Consider the following 17,425-nt stretch of genomic DNA (forward strand, 5'->3'; position numbering starts at 1 on the left):
AGTTCCAGATCCCGTGTAATGGACCAGGAAATCGATCGAGCTTTGTGCTATCACAAGTTATTCTAAACATCAAGGATAACCGATGCTCTACGGTTAAATAGAGATATCCATTTTAATCCACGTACCCTTTATGCGATACGCAGCATCCATTCGCTACGGAGGAGAACTTTTCGAGGCAAGTGAGTTGTTTCAGCTTGCCGAAAAGCCCTATGAAGCCTATCTTCATCTTGCCCTTGTTTGTCCCCACTGTAAGGAAGCAGTAATTCTGAGTGCTGAATCGACTTCTCGGAGTAAATTCGGTAAGGAATTTAAGCGAACGGCTTTCTTTTCACATCGCAAACTCAACAACAAAGAATCAGCCGGAATTTGTGAGGCGAGAGTTCGAGCAATCACACTAGAAATGCAGATCAAATCAAAAAGTCAAGGCAGAAACCAGCGCCTTAGACTTTTGCAAAAGTTTTTTTGGTCGATTATTCAAACCAATCCTTATGCTCCAATCTTCGATGATTGTAAAGTCATTTGGGAAGCTCAATTCAATCAAGCTCTTGAGACAATTGATGTAATTCAACGAAATTTCACAATTTGGGAACAAATGTTCCTCGCAATTACAAAAAACCCAGAACACTTAAGAAGTACGCTAGAAGCTCAGTTTGAGAGAACAAAAACAATAACCACAAGCGAGGAGATTATGAACAGATGGAAAGCAAGATTAACGCTGGAAGTCGATGCAACAATGCACTTAATTATTTGCCAAGAAGTTTGCGAGTTTTTATCAACAAAACTGACAAGCCCGCTTCGATTCAACCTGTTCTTTCTTTCAATCTGCGATACTGCAAATATTGCCTTCGAAAAAATTCCGGTTGCAACAGTTGATCCAAAAACTCAACGCTCCACCGTTACGACTATCTCTAGAGAAGACATTTTCGCTGGAAATGATAAAGCACTGACTCAAATCCTCACTTCGACTTTTCTCATGATCGTCGGAACATTTTGGGTAGATGAATTTGAAGCAAGAACACCAGCAACGTAGAGATGCAACTCGGCTTTATCAAATCAGGATACCAACGTTTAGACGGAGCCAAGTTCAGATTTTGCTATTTTCTTATTTTTGAGTAAATTTTGACGCAATGCCGCAATATAAACTGACTTTTCGCTCACAAGACAAAGACCATATCTATATTAGATTTGGAAAAACCGAAACCGAAGCCAAAAATTTTACTCCTTTAAAAGTTGTCGATTCAGATCATTCCATTCCACTCAACGGTAAGCTAGTTGACGTTGATGAAATGGAAGTTTGGGCTGTATTCCAACTTAACCCCTCAACCTACAAAGAGGTTAAAGAGATCGCGGAATCCCAGGAATTATCTGCAGAAAAAGCAGACGGTTCATATTGTCTTAAGGTCAAAGGGAAAGGAGATTGGATTAAATTAGATTGGGTCAAGTCCTATACAATACTTAGCTCGAATTGGATATACAGCAAAATCTCACTATGAGCCTAAAGCACTGGCATCGACAGCAATTTCTAGACACCCGAAAATGGTAAATAGTCCAGTGCTATCATTGGAAATACGCTAAGTAAAACAACAGAGAGGATAGACAATTCAGCTACCGATATATTCAGCATGATCCGCTCTTTGATTTCCAGTATCGTGGATGGAATCAGCTGCGACGAGACCGATTGCCGAAACTTGCATTAGCAATCGAGTTTGAAGAAGTTGAAGGACGCAAACTGCAACCTGAAGCAGTAAGACCTCCCTTTAACGAAACAAGAACATGGCATCCGATCCTTCATCAAACTGCTGGTAATGGGTGTCAAAACCATTACCTATGGGCATCTCTATTAGAACCTCACCCTGAATATGTTCCGGGTTTGACAAGATTGAGTCGCTGTTATGAAGGAAGTTTAATCGGCTGGAAAATCACGGGAAGTCCCAGTTTAGATCAACTTTTAGAGTATCGAGAGACAATTCGCTTGCTCATTCACCCAGAATGCAACTGCAATACCAGCTACCGCCATCTAGAAGAAGGCTATTATCCCTTTGATCTCAGCAGTCTTTCATTATTGACAGCAGAAGCATTACCGCACTTTCGGCATCTAAACCAACTTCTACAGCCAGAGCCAGAAGGACTAGGATTGATCGAAGGTTCACGGTGGAACCCGCATTGGAACCTACTACTGCTAGGAGAAAACAGCGACTAAATCTCCTGACCGTAGTCACTCAAAACTTCTCAAGATTTAACGTAACTACTCAGGTTGAGGGATAGTCGGATTGCCCAAGAAGACTTGCTTAAGCGCGTCTAGCACATTCAAGCCTTGCTTCTTGAGCGTGGAGATGTAGCCACGAATGCGACCAAACATTTGTGCCCCTACGACCGAGCGAAATCCACCGGATATCTTCTGCTTCAATTTCATCATCCGCAAATCCCGCTCGGCTTGATTATTATCAAACGGAACGCGGAAATCGTGCATGAATGCCAACACCTGCGATTGGTGCTGTTGTAAACGATCCAGTAAGTTTTTGGCGGGCGATTGTTTCGGTCGTCCGCGCGATTTTGCAACTTCGGGAGACGACGGGGGCGATGAATTGGCTGCGAGTCCGGCACTCACAAGCACCTGATAACGTTCTTCAAACCACTGCACGAGGTCTGGGTTGAGCGTTGCTTGTCCTTGAGCTTTGGCATCGTCTACTTGCTGTTTGATGTCGCGCAGGAGAATGCTCATCTCTTCTGCCCAAACCTGCTGATAGCGTTCACAGATGAATTCGAGTTCGCGCAAGTGATGAGCATTGCACAACGCATGATCACACTCATACTGGGCATAGCTTTTCCAGCCATCATGCACACTGATACCCTCGTAGTTCGGCAACAGTGCCATCGCCTCTAGTGCTGCTTTGCCGCGCTTGGTGTGGACAAAGTAGAAGGTAAAGCCATCAGTACTGGCAACATGCAGCCACCATAATCCTCCCTTGACCCGCATTCCGGTTTCATCGCAATGAATCACGTCGGCAGTGGCGACTTGCTCGAAAATCCAATCTTCTATCGGTTCTAACTCGTCAAAACACCGTTCACGACTCGTGTACAGCGTCGCTTCTGACAACGTACAGCCAAACACGTCGCTCAACAGTTCTTCCACTCGCGCCGAGGGCAGCAACTGGTAATCCAGCAAGTACACCATCAAGCTTTTGAGGCTGGCTCCATATTGCACCACACTGTTCACTCCAACGGGAAACGCTCCTCGGTTCAATGTTTGACATCCCGGACAGCACTTCACTTCAGCTCGATGTTCCGTCACGTTCAACACTATCGGCGGCAGTCCTTGGACTTGCCGCACATCCCACGATTCAACTGCCACTTCACCGAGCGAACTCCCACAGACTTCACAGGCTTCAACCGAGTGGACAATCACTTCGTCTACCTCAGATGACCACTCTAACGTTTGTCCCGGATGCCCTTTTTGTCCTCCACTGGAACGCTCACTCTTGCGCCGTTGACTTTTCGGTTGCGGCTTAAACCCATCCCCGGATGGCGGTTTGCTACTATTACGACTATTTTTTGCCACTTGATTCTCTAGGCTTTCGACGCGCTGCTCTAGCATCACGATCTGTGTCGTAAATTGCTCGACTAATGCTTCGACCAGCGCAATCACCGCGTCTTCGCCTTGGGCATAGATCGCGCTGATTTCGTCTCGACTGATTGTCAGTTTTTTGGGAGTCGGGTCGCTCAAGGGGCTTGCCTCGTCAGAACTGAGAATGATTTGAACCTTACCGTTTCTTTTGCGGATTTCCGCAAATTCTTACACTCTTTTAAGCTGAGTAGTTACGATTTAACAACGCAGAGCAGAGAGGATCAGATTTGGGACTCCAAAAGCCGTTACCAAGGGCGGCGGGAACACCCCCACTTCGCAGAACGCAGAAACAGCGTAGCAATTGTGGGAATCTCCCACCGCTAAGCAAACCATAGTTGGGAGAGATTCAACTAAGGTCCCAAATGCCAAACCAGTCGATCGCTAGAAAAACAAAGGTAATCTCCAGCGTCAGGTAGCCGAAAAAGAGTTCCTGCCACTGTAAAGTTGCGGGATTAAGATCCAACAAGCCTGGAATTGACTGAATGGTTGTCGGATGACATAGGCAGCAGCAAAGACGATGCCGAATTTCACTCATTGAGGGTGAGGTCAGCAGCAATGACAGTGCTTCTTGAGCAATCAAACAGTGGAGCCGCCAATCGCGCGAACGTGACACTAGAAACTGATCAATAGTATGCTGCATGGCTGCTGAAACGCCAATCCGAGCATCTCTTTGCTGTAGCAGATCTGCCATTCGAGGAAGCGTATCGTCGAGAATAAAGCGATCGTGCGTTTTCAAAATTTGTTCTGCATACTCAACAACTTGGCGAAAAACGGTATGTTTTGCGTCCTTAACGTAGGTTGACCAGTTCTTTAAATCGATCGCAATCGTGGTTTTAATGTACTTCCACAAACTAATCTTCAGAGTCCGAAGTCGCTGTCCACGTGCTCGCGCTGCTGCTGCTTCAACATCGGCTGAGCCATAGCTTCCAACACGGAGTTCGCACTTGGAAACTTCTGGAATTGCTTTATGATGCACAAAGGTATTGGCGATCGATTGTTTGCCGCGAAGATGCGACTTTCTCAGAAATACCGGCTCTCCACACTCTGGGCAACGCAAAATACCTTTATAATCTTCATAATCTGCATGATCCGCATCGATTAATTGCCCTCCAAATTTAGTGAGCCTGGCATACTGCATCGAGAATTCACAACCCTTGCTTGATCTCTGCTTATTACATTACCTTGTAGTCCAGAGCGAATCAAACGACTATGCGCTCTTGGATTCCGCAATATCTGTTATTGAACTAATCTCTTTATCTCGATTTAGACTTATTATTAGACTCATTTTGAGTCTAATAATAAGACAAATTTAGACTACCTTTGAGCAATTAAGAACTTCGTTGATGCTGTTTGACCTAGAAATTCAAGATTCTGCTGGACTTTCAGGCTATTGATTCAGCTATCCCGAATTCAGCAAACACTGCAAGTTGCTTCGATGTCGGGTTCTCCGCGTGACTCTCAATGGACAACACACTCCAACTTCTTATCAAAATTCAAAATTTTGCCAAATTTCACGTAAAAAGAGGCTTGTTTAGCCGTTTAAACCTTGAAATCTCTGAGTATCCAGTTTTCAAAATGAACACATTCGAAGATTTAATTTCAGTCCCCCTGACCGCTCAGGTTCGGACTCTCGCTCAACAGGTTGCCGAAGACAACCTAGCTCGCTACCAAAAAACGCTAGGACTCTGTGCGTGCATTGAATATCTACGCTATTGGATGTCATACGAGATCGACCTGGACCATCGATATCTTGATCTCAAACTTTCAGACGTAATTACAGTTGCAGGAGTCGGTCGGATTGGGTGTGTCGTGATCGATGCGGCCCAGACATTCGAATTTTGCCTCGATGAACATCCAGGGGACCTTGGCGTGATTGTAGTCGAAATTAATGGACATGAAGCGCGATTCTGGGGGTTTCTTCCACTTGCAGATCGAGCAGAAAAAGACCAAGTTGCGTGGAGCGAGGTTCAACCCCTCGACACCTTATTAGAAGTCATCGGTTAGCACCGCAATCCTTGACTCAAACAACTATGATGTAGCTGTTTGAGTTAAGGATTGCACACTCGCTTATCGACGAACAAGTTTCCACAAGTCTCCCTGCAAACTAGGCTGAACCAATGTCGTGTCGTAGTTTTGCCGCAGCGACTCAAGCAAAAAGTCAGATGGGTTATACAGAAACGTATCACGCCCGCTTGGAATAACGGGAACTTGTGGCTCGACAACAAGTTGAACCTGCGTAGATGGATTAAGACGATGCATCAGCGTAAACAACACACCGAGCGAGCCATCCGTTCCCGGTGGTCGATCAGGAGTGCGCTTGGCGTTACCAATCAACAAAGGACGTGGAGCTGAATTGATTGCACGCGCAATAATCGCGTGTTCAGGTTCACGGTAGTGATTTAGCCCCCCTGGAACCTGAAGATGTACTAGACCTGTGACGACTGCTGACCCAAGTAATCCTAAAGTCATGCCGCGCCAAAAATGCAGTCGCCGTTTCGATGCCACATTTAGCTTGATCGCCATTAAATAAGCGATCGCTAAATGCAACCCTAGATAGCAGGGAATCAAATACCGATAGGCTGTTGATCGCCGCGCCTGTGTCACAAGATCCGGCAGAAAAATTGCAGCAAACGTCACACCCATGAGAGAAATCAAAAACAACCGTGCAGGTTTCGGCGCATGAACACAGACGAAGTACACCGCATAACAGCTGATCCATAGCGTCGCCAACGTCACAATCGGAACGGTTAGCCACAACATCAGTGGGATGTCCGCTTGTGGAAACTTAGAAAACGCATGAGGAATTGCAATAAACGTTAGACCTAGATTGAAAACATAGTTACCAATCCGCTCAACCAAAGGCATCGCATAGCTTGACCAAAGATTAGTCGTAACAATTTGCTTGCGATACTGCCACATCACTAAAGCCCACGGCAAAAAAGCAATTCCAGCGACAATAACAGAACTCAGAAAAGCTTTGGCATTTGCACTCAGCCGAAAGGATTCGGTTTTAGCAACATAAAGTGCATGACTGGTCATCACAAAGATAGACATCGGAAACGTATAAAGCCCGATTGCTGAAGTGATCGTATATGTAATCCAGTCAATACGGCGCTTACAGCGCATCGATTTTAGCAGCAATGCACTCGCGACTAGGATCGCAACCGTCCAAAGACCATATTCCCTCACCTCCTGCGCAGTAAGAAAATGCAGGGGTGACACAGAGATTAGTCCGACCGACAACCATGCAGCTAGCGGCAGCTGAAATAACTCGAAGCTGAGCCAGTAAATTGCAGGCAGCGCGAACAAACTAGTAAAACTCGAAAAGCTGCGAATTGTCGTGATTGAATCTCCAAAGTGTTGCGCCCATAATCGCAGCAGGCTGTAATACAGCGGCGGATGCTGTGAATCTTCGATCGCAAGCGATCTCACCGTATCCCAGAGCGTCCTAGAATTCTCTGCGCTTTGATAAACGTTCAGCTCTGATATCTGTCTCAACGTACCGTTAAAAACCTGTGTCAGTAGTTCAGTTTGCGTATAGCCAGAAAGCCGCAGCAACGAAAAGAACTCGTCTCCCCAGTACGAATTGTTCTTTAAATTGAGAAACCGAACACCAATCCCTACCAAACATAAAACCGCAATCACTCCCTGCAAATAGGGCGGAATTTTCCAAAACGACGGTTGCATTCGATCTGAACTCCAAAAGATAAAGGATGACGAAACCTCATCGAACAAATTTTAATCGAGGACCGCCAAGACTTCGATAAATCACTACAATTCAAGGCATACTGGTCGAGTCTCTTGATTCGATGCCATAATAAGCAGCAAGAACGCGCCTGATTCAATCGGCAGTACTTAGGTTAACCATCACTGCCGCCTCATCATTCCTGCTGTATCGAGTTTGCAGAATCACACCATATCCAGAACTTGCTCGAAACCGAACTGCTAGATTCGCATTCAGGAACCGAATTCACACAGCCCTGAATTGATCTAGCTAGTTCTTTATTCATTGATTTACCTCATCGAAAAACCCGATGTTAAACCCATTGATGCATCCAGACCTTAGCCTGAGCGCAAACCTTCACAGCAGTCACATTCAGCAACTCAGCAGTCCCCTGCTCGAAACTCCAATTTCAGCGCTGAATGCCTTGCCCTCGGTCAGTCCGATTCAAGAAACGCCAGAGAACCTGATTCTTCGTAGAACCATCACTCATCAGGTTTTAGTTGGTGGAGCTGGAAACGACACCCTGATCGACAACAGCGGTGGCGCAATCATGACCGGTGGACAAGGTCGTGACCAATTTTGGATTGGGGCATGGAGTTCACCCCAAGGACCCAGCGTGGTGACAGACTTTAGCAATGGAACCGACCAGTTAAGGATTAGTCGGCTAGGTGCTACGTTTGCAGATCTAACTATTCAAGACAACCCACTCGAAACAACAATTCTCGATCAAGGTCGCGAGATTGCAAAGCTGATTGGGATTAAAGCCGCTCAGATTGATCAATCCAGTTTTATCTTCGACAACTCGGATCGAGCACAGAAGTTACAAGCCGCGCTCGATCAAACCTTAACGCAACCTGGATCTGCTCCTGGAACAACAACAGCAGTCGTGACCCCCGATGAATTTACCTGGAAAGGAGCATCCGGCATTGCTGATTTGGGAACTCGAACACCGATGCAAGCCGACAATATTTTCAATATAGGCAGCATCACAAAAACCTTCACAGCAGCAACAACACTCAAGATTGTTGAGCAAGGAAAAATTAGTCTCGATGATACATTAGGTCGATGGCTTCCCGACATCGCTCAACGCATTCCAGACGGAGCTAGTCTGACGCTGAGGCAGCTTTTAAATGGCACCAGCGGAGTTTATGATTTCACAAACAGTCCCCGGTTTCGATTCGATAGTATCGTCGATTATCTGTTCGGCTCTTGGCGAAACTGGCAACCCCAAGAGTTAGTTGCTTACGCATACGGGCAACCGCGCTTTTCTGGTCCTGCTTCTTCATCGGTTTGGGTCTATCCTAACACGGGCACAATCCTCGCTGGGCTGATGGTTGAAAAAGCAACCGGAACACCCTTTGCTGCCGTAATGAAAACGGAAATTCTTGATCCTTTAGGATTAAACAACACGTTCTTCAACGGGACTCGCAAACCCGTTCAAAACCAGGCGCGTGGGTACGAAGACTTCCTTAAGCCCAAGGGATTAGGTCCAGACGGGAACCTCGACGACACTGCAAAAATTAACACAGCGGCTATTGGCAGCTACACAGGAGGACTTTCCTCGACCGCTCAAGACCTAGCTCGCTTCACCCAGGCTTTACTCGGTGAAGATCTACTCAAGCCAGACAGTAAAGCTCAATTACTATCGTTTGTTGAAGAAGGACTGCCGTATGAAGGCAAGGGGTTTGGACTCGGTATTGCCGACTATAGCACTCCATTCGGCAGAGCCTGGGGAAAAAAAGGTGATGTCGCAGGCTACGAAAGTCAGATGCTTTATTTTCCGGAGCGCAATGGAGCAATCAACATTGCGCTGGTGAATCGAGGAGTTGTACTCTCCGGTCCCGCCACCAATCCCTCAGGGCAACCCATTTATCCTGTTGATGCCGTTACGCTAGCTAGTAATCAAGCAACGTTTGAGTAAACATCTCGTCAAAATCTCTGTCCAAAGCGATAGCCAGCGCATAGCTGGCTATTGTCAATCCCGATTAAGGCATACTTTACTTTTCTCAATAAGTAGCTGCACTGATTCGGCGTACTTGTAATTAAATACACATTGAAATTCATAAATTTGCTGAACGTAGTCAATCCGGCGCAGCTTTGGGCATAATGTTGCTCAATCCCAGTGAAATCAATACTCGAAGCAACTGAGTTCACGATAAACGCATCGCCGCAGCATTGTATAAAAACAGAGCAGCCTCATTGAGCAAAGTCATAATACAAACATCTTTTTGTAATGAAACTCTAGAAATAACACTGTTCACGAGCAGAAGCAAATTTGGTAACATCATGTACACAAGTTTGAACAATCATGTTGCCGAAAAGAATAATTGCGTTGCCAGAAGCACTGAATCTTGCGGCTGTGAGGTTCGACATTCGTTGGCTTAATTCTTCGGATTTTCATCTACCTTCTAGGCTTCAATCTACCCTAAAACTCTCTTCCATCAATAGACTTAACCCAGCAAGTCTAGAGCATTGCTTCATCTGAGGTAGCATTCATGACGGTACGTACAGCGCTTACGCTTGAGGAAGGATTAGAACGATATTATCAAGCCAGTCCAGATTTTACGCGCAATCAAGACCTATATGTTGGCTGGTTTCGTGTTCCCTGGATTGATTTGTGGCGGCACGATATCATGCACGTCATTACCGGGTATGGAGTTAATTTGCAAGACGAACTACAACTGATTGGATTTCTACTCACATCGCTAACTTGGCGAAGACCCTGGTATTACTACCCTGAAAGTTTTGTTGTCTTTCTTGTGTTGTTGTTTAACTCGTTACGGGGACAAGCTTGGGAATCAGCTTATATACCCCCTCATCTTGTGTGTTGGTATTACATTAAAGGAATACGACAGGGATTCACTGTTCGCAAAAAAATTGATGCTTATATTGATCCCAATAGTGTGATGCATTGCACACTCGATTCACTCCGAGAAGAGTACGGAATCCGCAATACATCCTATTACTGGGATAATTAAAAGAGGATAAAATGAGCAGTGCTTTTATCAATCACATTGGCAAGTTTCTTCCAGGCTTACCGATTAGCAACGATCAGATCGAAGACTATTTAGGTAAAATCAACGGACGACCTTCGAGAATGAAATCGCGCATTTTGAAGCAGAATGGGATTCTGCAACGGCATTATGCGATCGATCAAAACCAGCAAGTCGTCATTTCAAACTGCGAAATGGCAGCGCACGCCGTTCGAGATGTACTGAGTCGAAGCAATGTCGATCCACACGAAGTCGATTTGCTGTGTGCCGCGACCACTTGGCCCGATCACCTAGTTCCAGGCTTTGCAAGTATGGTTCATGGGATTTTATCAGAACTACCACCACTCGAAATCCTCTCGGTTCACGGAGTCTGTAGCGCGGGGGTCTCTGCGCTAAAATATGCAGCAGCGCAAGTACAGACCGGACAAAAACGTCAAGCAATTACCGTTGCTTCTGAACTAGCTTCGCGGCTAATGACCCACACGCATTTTGAAGCGCAGCCTGAGATTAAAGCGGGCAAAGGACTCTCCTTTGATACCGAATTTCTCAGATGGATGTTGTCTGATGGAGCAGGAGCATTTCTGATTGAAGATCAGCCAAACCCCAACGGCATTAGCCTCCGACTAGAGTGGATTGAATTAGCTTCTCACGCGAATGCATATCCTACCTGTATGTATGCAGGAATGAATGAAGTCGATCAGCGAAGCTGGATGGATTATTCCTCGTATGTTGAAGCGGCAGAAGCAGGTGCGATCAATCTACGTCAAAACGTTCGTATTCTCGACAATATTGTTAAACTCGGCGTTGAAGGCTGGCTCAAACTGCTCGATCAAGATCGGGTGGATGTAAACAAGATTGATTGGTTTGTTTGCCATTATTCCTCGCACGTGTTTCGGAGTCAGATTGTTGAACTTCTTGATAAAGCCGGATGTCTGGTTCCTGAAGAAAAATGGTTTACCAACCTCTATACCCGGGGAAATACAGGCTGTGCTTCAATTTACCTGATGCTTGAAGAGCTTTTTTATTCAGGGAAAATGAAGCCTGGTCAAACCGTGTTCTGCATGGTGCCGGAAAGCGGGAGATTTACAACAGCTTATCTGATGTTTACAGTTGTTGGAGAAGCCTCCACACCGACTTGGAATATCAAATTAGACAGCACGGCGCAACCTGCTGTTGCGAACGATCAGGGGGTTGGATCGTATCTGTTACAGAAACTCACGCTCACTTGGCTTGAATTTGAGCGGAAGTTGAGATCCGTCAGAATCATGCGAAAACTCGAGCGGGGTGAATTTAGTATTGATGACTACAAAGCGTTACTGCGAACATTGCGCCCTCAAGTCGTAGAAGGATCGCGATGGCTTACTAGAGCAGCCTCGAATCTAACCGAAAACGAACTTCGCTCGGCATTTATTCGACATGCCAAAGATGAACACCGCGACTTCGAACTGCTCGATCAAAATTACGTAGCTGTCGGCGGATCGCTTGAAGAAATTACCCAAGCTAAAAAGAACGTTGGGGGAGAAGCTTTATCCGCGTTTATTTTTAATCAGGGGTCACAGCCCAATCCAATCGACTTGATCGGCAGTATCTTTATTATCGAGACTGTAGGACATCGCGTTGCCGGACAATGGGCGAATCAGATCAAGCAACATTTAGGGTTGAGCGATACCCAAGTTTCGTTCTTCAGCTATCACGGTGAGAATGACACTCAGCATCTCGACCGATGGCATGCGTTATTTAATGCGGAGTGGATGACGCACGAGATTGCAGAACGCATCGTTCAATCCGCAAAAATCACAGCGCGACTCTATCTGCTGCAATTGGAGGAAATTCAATGAATTTAAGGGTGGTAGAACGGTCTGTCAAACCCATTCAACCCACACGGTATCACGATCGACAAAATCCCAATACTTGGGACATTCTTTACCTCGATCAATCGGTGACACTAGACCCACAAGCGAAAGCATTCACTATTCAGGACCTGCAAAACTGGACGCGCCGCTACTTACTAATTCCGATCAAAATCATCGCAAACCTGCTGCTTGGGGTGATTCTCTTGGTCAAGCAGCTTTTGCCGTTTCAGTTTAACCAGTACGAATGGATGCACCGAGTTGCCGTCTGGTTTATCAATACCTTTGTGTCTCCAGAAGCAAGCTTCCTGATTGTGAGACACTTTGGGCTAGAATCTAATATTCTCAACTTTCTAATTGATAACAGCCCGGATCCAAACCTTGAAAAGTCAGATTTATATCCACGAACAGTGGACGATTTAGTAGATCAGGCGTTTTTAAAGCACGATTTGAATTTGTACAATTTCATCTTTGATTACGCTACTGCAAAACAGCGTGATCCAGACTGGGTTCGTCGAGTCAACGCTCAACAAGCTGAAGAACCCGCACGAACAGTTGTTTACAATAGCATTCAACCAGTCGAAGTGACGATTGATTTTTCACCTCGACGCTTGCGAGTTCTAGATTTAGAATCAACCCTTGAGCTTTTCAAGATTATCTATAGTTTTTGCTTCACGCCAGATGAGTTTGAACGCGCCTTGTATTCTCTCCCGCTCGACGAAGCGCTCTGTCGATATGTCAGCACCGTGGTCAGGGAGCCATACCTGATTGAGCTTGTAGGAAATCGGTATCCTCTTATTCCTAAAAGCCCGTTCGATGCCGCTCGCAATTTAATACTGCACGGATTTTTTGTTGAGTGTCTGCATTCGTATCTAGAGCAGCAAAAACAAGTCCGTCTATCTATCTAAGCTCAAGTCTGCGTGCATCTCACCAAAAACAATTTTGTTTTTTAATCCTTGGCTTAACAAAATGATTCATCCGCACTTCCTGACAGCAAAAATCGGCATTCGGATTGAACGATGGCTACCACTGCTCGCATTATGGTTCACACCCGTCGCCACAGCGCAAATCGCTCCGGATAATAGTCTAGGTCTCGAACAAACCCAGGTTCTTCCTGCGCTGAATTCAACGATTATCACTGGAGGTGCACAGCGCGGAACAGTCCTATTTCACAGCTTTCGTGAGTTTTCGATTCCCACAGGCAGCGCGACGTTGTTCAACTTAGCTCCAATTACTCAAACGGTTATAAATCGAGTAACTGGCGGAGCGCCATCGTCAATCAACGGATTGATTCAGACGAGCCAACCCGCGAACTTTGTTTTTCTCAATCCTGCTGGAATCAATTTTGGTCCGAATGCCTTTTTAAATACGGGAAGATCGGTCTTATTCTCAACAGCAGAAACCATTGAATTCAATAATGGAGAGCGATTTAGCGCTATTAATCCTGCGTCCGCTCCAGTCCTAACAATCAACGGACAGCCGAGCGCCTTGTTGTTCGGACAAAAACCAGGTGCAATCTTTAATCAGAGCCAATCGGCACTTTCGCTTAATTTGCCGATCGAACTCACTAACACCGATCGTCAAGGACTTTCATTGAGTACAGGACTGCGGCTGTTTGGGCAGTTTTACAATCAGCCGGTCGGACTCCAGTCCGCCCCAGGATTTGAACTCGCACTTATTGGCGGAGACATTCAGATCAACCAAGGAGGAAATGCAACAAGCTTCAACGGACGCGTCAGTCTTGGCAGCGTCGCAGGAAATGGGATTGTTCGTCTTAATCCGAGTTTAACGCGATGGAATTTCGCGTATGACGGCGCACCAGAACGAGGATCGATTCTAATCGATCGAGGTTCCATCAATGCCTCTGGACTTGCAGGCGGCGACATCGATCTGGTTGGAAACCGCATCGATATCAGAAACGATGCGACCGTTTTTTCAGGAACGCTTAGCAGTCTCAATGGCGGTTTTATTCGCTTCAACGCTCCAACGATCGCCGTTACCAACAATGCTGTACTCGGAGCCTCGACGATTGGAAGCGGGAGCAGCCCCTCGATTTTGCTAGAAGGCGACACAATTCAAGTCTTCAATTCGGTGATTGCGGGCGCAACGTTTGGAATCGGAAAATCCCCGGATATTCGCATCATCGGCAATCGCTCAATCGACATTTCAGGCGCTTTTAATATCCAAGGACGAGGATTGCCCGGACTGTCTCCAGGTGGAATCGGCAATAATAGCTTGCTTGGTCCTAAAGGCGAAACGACGCTCAACGCACCCACAATTCGCCTCGGTAATCAGTCCATTATTCAATCGAGCGTCTTCAATGGAGGCGAACGGGGGGGCGATACCACAATTAACGCTCAGACACTAGAACTCGTCGGATCAGCTCCCCTTAAAGTTATCAGCTCTCCGTTAGCAGCAGCACCCGAAAACGGGTTTCAAGTCGGAATTTTTAGCGATGCGGTGAATTCACAGCTTGCGGGAGACATCAACATCAACGTCGATCGCTTAAGCATTACAAATGGAGCGTTTATTTCTTCAAACGTATTTGCAACGGGTAGAAGCGGCAATATCCAGATCAATGCCAAGCAGTCAGTCGATATCGAAGGACAGCTTCCTGGCGATGCTAACTTCCTCAGTTCAGTTTCTGCTGGAGTTTATCCAGGTGCACCAATTGCACCCGTTCAAATCATCAACGTGCCTCCGGATGTTTTATCGATCCTCACCAACCCAACGGGCGGAATTCCAGGCATTACTACCACAGAAATTCTTGCTCCCACGCCATCTGTAACCGAAGGCGGCAAAATTCAGATTAATACACCGAAATTAACTGTTGCCAATAGCGGCTCAATTGTTGCTACTGCCACGGAAATTGGTAGCGCCGGAGATATCGAGATCAACGCAAACGATCTCCGCTTAATCCGGGGCTTTATCGGAGCAGACACAAGCGCTGGTAACTTCGGCAGTATTTCAATTACCGGAGACACCGTTCGACTAGATCGATCGCTCATTTCAACGAATTCTCAGGGCAGCAGTTTGGGAGGCAACATTACGATTAAAGCGGATGTGCTAACCGCCAAGAACTTCACGGGCATTGCTGCAACTGCCGTCGACAATCGTGGTGGAAATGTCTTAATTCAAGCCCGACGTGGCTTATTTTTGTCGCTCGCCCCAGAACCCACCATTATTACGGCAACCTCAGCAAAAGGCATTGAATTCACGGGAACGGTTCAACTAGATGCTCCACAATTCCAGCTCGCACCGAGTAATCAAATTGCCCCCGTAACACCAAGTGTGCCAACCGTTGCCATTGCCTGCCCAGGGCAGACCGCTGCAGCAAGTCGGTTGACCGTCTCGGGTCGCGGAGGATTACCAACAGATTCAACCATTGGCGGCGAACCAGGATGGCAAGATCCCCGCGCTACAGCTCAGTCTGCTCCGCTCTCCCCCCCTTTAGACAATGACCTCGACGCACAAGGATGGCAGCGACTGCCCAATGGCACAATTCGATTAGTGACAGAAAATACTGCCACAACGCCTGTTTCTCGATCTACCGATCGCGCGAGTTCTATATGCCCCAATCCTTAAGATTCTTTCTCTTTGAGAGCGTTGTCATGCTCGGTGTCACTGCGCCGGCAGTCGCGCAAAGCCCGTCTACACTGCCTCGCTTGCCATCAGCACCGCTTGAACCCCAGACTCCACTGCAAAAACCGCTTCAGCCAACACCGCCTGTCCCAATTCCACAACCCCGACCTGAATCGCTTCCGCCGGAAACGACCCGCGACACAATTCAGGTCAATCAGTTTATCTATGAAGGGAATCAACAGCTAAGTCGATCTGAACTCGATCGCATTACTGCACCCTATCGGGGAAGGTCCATTACTTTTGCTGAACTTGCAGCCGCTCGGGAAGCAGTAAAGCAGGCATATCTCAATCGTGGTTTTACTGCTGCGGTTGTGCGATTACTTCCGAACCGCAATCAAAACGTTCAAACTGGAATCGTGACGCTATCGATTCTCGAAGGTTCGATCGAACGCATTGAAATTACAGGCGATTCACGGTTAGAGCGCTATGTCCGATCGCGATTGAACACATCCACCTTTAATGAAGCTGAGTTATTAAATCAACTACGCTTACTGCAGGTTGATCCGCTAATTCAATCGATTAACGTCGATGTTCAATCTAGTGCAACCCCAGGACGCGTCGTTTTAATTGTGCAAATTGTGCCAACGCCCACGAATACCCTTGCCGTCGATGCCGATAATTTTCGCCCAGAGACAGTCGGTAACTTTCAGCGGCGAGTTTCATTTGCAAAAGCAAACCTGCTCGGACTCGGAGACACGCTCGAACTGGGCTACGGCAACACAACGGGCAGCAACGATTGGCTCGTACGCTATTCGCTTCCAATTACCCCTCAAGATACCCGACTGGAAGTTTCGTTTCGCACCGTAGGCAGCCGCATCATCACCGAGCCGTTTCGCGATCTTGATATCCGTGCCAAAACCAACGTCTACGAACTTGCCGTTCGCCATCCGATTGTGCGGAGAGCAAGCGCCCAAAGAATTGATCTGCTCAGTGTCGGCATTGGGGCAGAATATCTTGATTCGCGTACCATTCTACTGGGTGAAGGTTTTCCCCTGTCTGCGGGAGCCGATTCTGATGGCAGGACTCGAATCGGAGTGATCAACCTATTTCAGAACTATCAGCAAATTAATCTAGACTCTGCGTTGGCGCTAAATTCAACTTTTAGTTTTGGCATTGCCGGAACCCGAAATCCTGAAGGAACATCTGGACCAGACAGTCGTTTTGTGCGGTGGCAAGGTGATGCGACGTGGTTCAAGCGACTTAGACTCGGAGATTTAGTCGTTCGTAGCCTAATTCAGTGGAGTGATCGTCCGTTGGTTTCAACCGAACAGTTTAGCTTGGGAGGATCAATTGTGCGCGGGTATCGACCGGATGCGCTGCTCGGCGATCGCGGAGCATTTGCATCAGCAGAACTGCGAATTCCACTAGAATCTCGTCGGCGATTGTCGGTCGTGCCATTTCTCGATGTAGGTGCTATTCAAACGGTTAATCAGCGAGGATTTGACACACTCGGATCGGCTGGAATCGGGCTGCAATGGTCAGATGCAAACTTCCTCGCTCGACTCGATTATGCCTTTCCGTTTCGACAGGACGGCACTCTACGCGGTAACGACCTGAACTTCTCAGTCGGATACCGCACTTCGTTCTGAGG

At 46.9% G+C, this 17,425-nt stretch carries 13 protein-coding genes; 10 read left to right on the plus strand and 3 right to left on the minus strand.

From position 1 onward, the window contains the following. Positions 1–130 precede the first annotated feature (130 nt). The 3 genes from ACQ4M5_RS02115 to ACQ4M5_RS02125 all read left to right on the plus strand — a co-directional run bounded on the left by ACQ4M5_RS02115 (position 131) and on the right by ACQ4M5_RS02125 (position 2,200). A complete protein-coding gene (locus tag ACQ4M5_RS02115) occupies positions 131–1,030 on the plus strand; it encodes a hypothetical protein (RefSeq protein ID WP_430673957.1) in 900 nt (299 codons plus the stop codon). 97 nt (positions 1,031–1,127) lie between these two features. Then, positions 1,128–1,493 carry a hypothetical protein gene (locus tag ACQ4M5_RS02120; RefSeq protein ID WP_430673958.1) on the plus strand — a complete coding sequence of 122 codons (366 nt, stop codon included), beginning with the start codon at positions 1,128–1,130 and terminating at the stop codon, positions 1,491–1,493. Between the two features lie 185 nt (positions 1,494–1,678). Further along, a complete protein-coding gene (locus ACQ4M5_RS02125) occupies positions 1,679–2,200 on the plus strand; it encodes a hypothetical protein (RefSeq protein ID WP_430673959.1) in 522 nt (173 codons plus the stop codon). 45 nt (positions 2,201–2,245) lie between these two features. Here ACQ4M5_RS02125 and tnpC read toward each other — a convergent pair whose 3' ends face one another. Together tnpC and ACQ4M5_RS02135 are read right to left on the minus strand one after the other, a co-directional pair. Further along, entirely contained in the window at positions 2,246–3,724 is a 1,479-nt protein-coding gene (gene tnpC, locus ACQ4M5_RS02130) for an IS66 family transposase (RefSeq protein WP_430673960.1), read from the minus strand. Positions 3,725–3,971: 247 nt separating this feature from the next. Beyond that, on the minus strand, positions 3,972–4,763 hold the full coding sequence (locus tag ACQ4M5_RS02135; protein ID WP_430673961.1) for a hypothetical protein: 792 nt from the start codon (positions 4,761–4,763) through the stop codon (positions 3,972–3,974). Between the two features lie 437 nt (positions 4,764–5,200). On the opposite strand from ACQ4M5_RS02135, the gene ACQ4M5_RS02140 reads away from it, so the two are divergent. Further along, positions 5,201–5,629, plus strand: a complete 429-nt coding sequence (locus tag ACQ4M5_RS02140) for a hypothetical protein (protein WP_430673962.1) — start codon at positions 5,201–5,203, stop codon at positions 5,627–5,629. Between the two features lie 63 nt (positions 5,630–5,692). On the opposite strand, the gene ACQ4M5_RS02145 is transcribed toward ACQ4M5_RS02140, so the two are convergent. Beyond that, complete coding sequence (locus ACQ4M5_RS02145) at positions 5,693–7,312, minus strand: glycosyltransferase family 39 protein (RefSeq protein ID WP_430673963.1); 1,620 nt, start codon at positions 7,310–7,312, stop codon at positions 5,693–5,695. Between the two features lie 347 nt (positions 7,313–7,659). On the opposite strand from ACQ4M5_RS02145, the gene ACQ4M5_RS02150 reads away from it, so the two are divergent. The 6 genes from ACQ4M5_RS02150 to ACQ4M5_RS02175 all read left to right on the plus strand — a co-directional run bounded on the left by ACQ4M5_RS02150 (position 7,660) and on the right by ACQ4M5_RS02175 (position 17,423). After that, the gene (locus tag ACQ4M5_RS02150) at positions 7,660–9,270 is read left to right on the plus strand and encodes a serine hydrolase (RefSeq protein WP_430673964.1); all 1,611 of its coding nucleotides are present in this window, start codon (positions 7,660–7,662) and stop codon (positions 9,268–9,270) included. Between the two features lie 574 nt (positions 9,271–9,844). Beyond that, positions 9,845–10,327, plus strand: coding sequence for a hypothetical protein (locus tag ACQ4M5_RS02155; protein WP_430673965.1), 483 nt, complete (start codon positions 9,845–9,847; stop codon positions 10,325–10,327). An 11-nt stretch (positions 10,328–10,338) separates the two neighbouring features. Next, positions 10,339–12,180 carry a 3-oxoacyl-[acyl-carrier-protein] synthase III C-terminal domain-containing protein gene (locus tag ACQ4M5_RS02160; RefSeq protein ID WP_430673966.1) on the plus strand — a complete coding sequence of 614 codons (1,842 nt, stop codon included), beginning with the start codon at positions 10,339–10,341 and terminating at the stop codon, positions 12,178–12,180. Next, positions 12,177–13,100 carry a DUF6999 family protein gene (locus tag ACQ4M5_RS02165; RefSeq protein WP_430673967.1) on the plus strand — a complete coding sequence of 308 codons (924 nt, stop codon included), beginning with the start codon at positions 12,177–12,179 and terminating at the stop codon, positions 13,098–13,100. Before ACQ4M5_RS02160 ends, ACQ4M5_RS02165 begins: the two co-directional genes overlap by 4 nt. A gap of 61 nt (positions 13,101–13,161) precedes the next feature. Continuing rightward, positions 13,162–15,777 carry a filamentous hemagglutinin N-terminal domain-containing protein gene (locus ACQ4M5_RS02170; RefSeq protein WP_430673968.1) on the plus strand — a complete coding sequence of 872 codons (2,616 nt, stop codon included), beginning with the start codon at positions 13,162–13,164 and terminating at the stop codon, positions 15,775–15,777. Further along, positions 15,762–17,423, plus strand: a complete 1,662-nt coding sequence (locus ACQ4M5_RS02175) for a ShlB/FhaC/HecB family hemolysin secretion/activation protein (RefSeq protein ID WP_430673969.1) — start codon at positions 15,762–15,764, stop codon at positions 17,421–17,423. The genes ACQ4M5_RS02170 and ACQ4M5_RS02175 overlap by 16 nt, the downstream gene beginning before the upstream one ends. Positions 17,424–17,425: the final 2 nt, after the last annotated feature.

Origin of the sequence: Leptolyngbya sp. AN10 (genome assembly GCF_050565645.1) — a bacterium.
GTDB lineage: Bacteria > Cyanobacteriota > Cyanobacteriia > Leptolyngbyales > Leptolyngbyaceae > Leptolyngbya.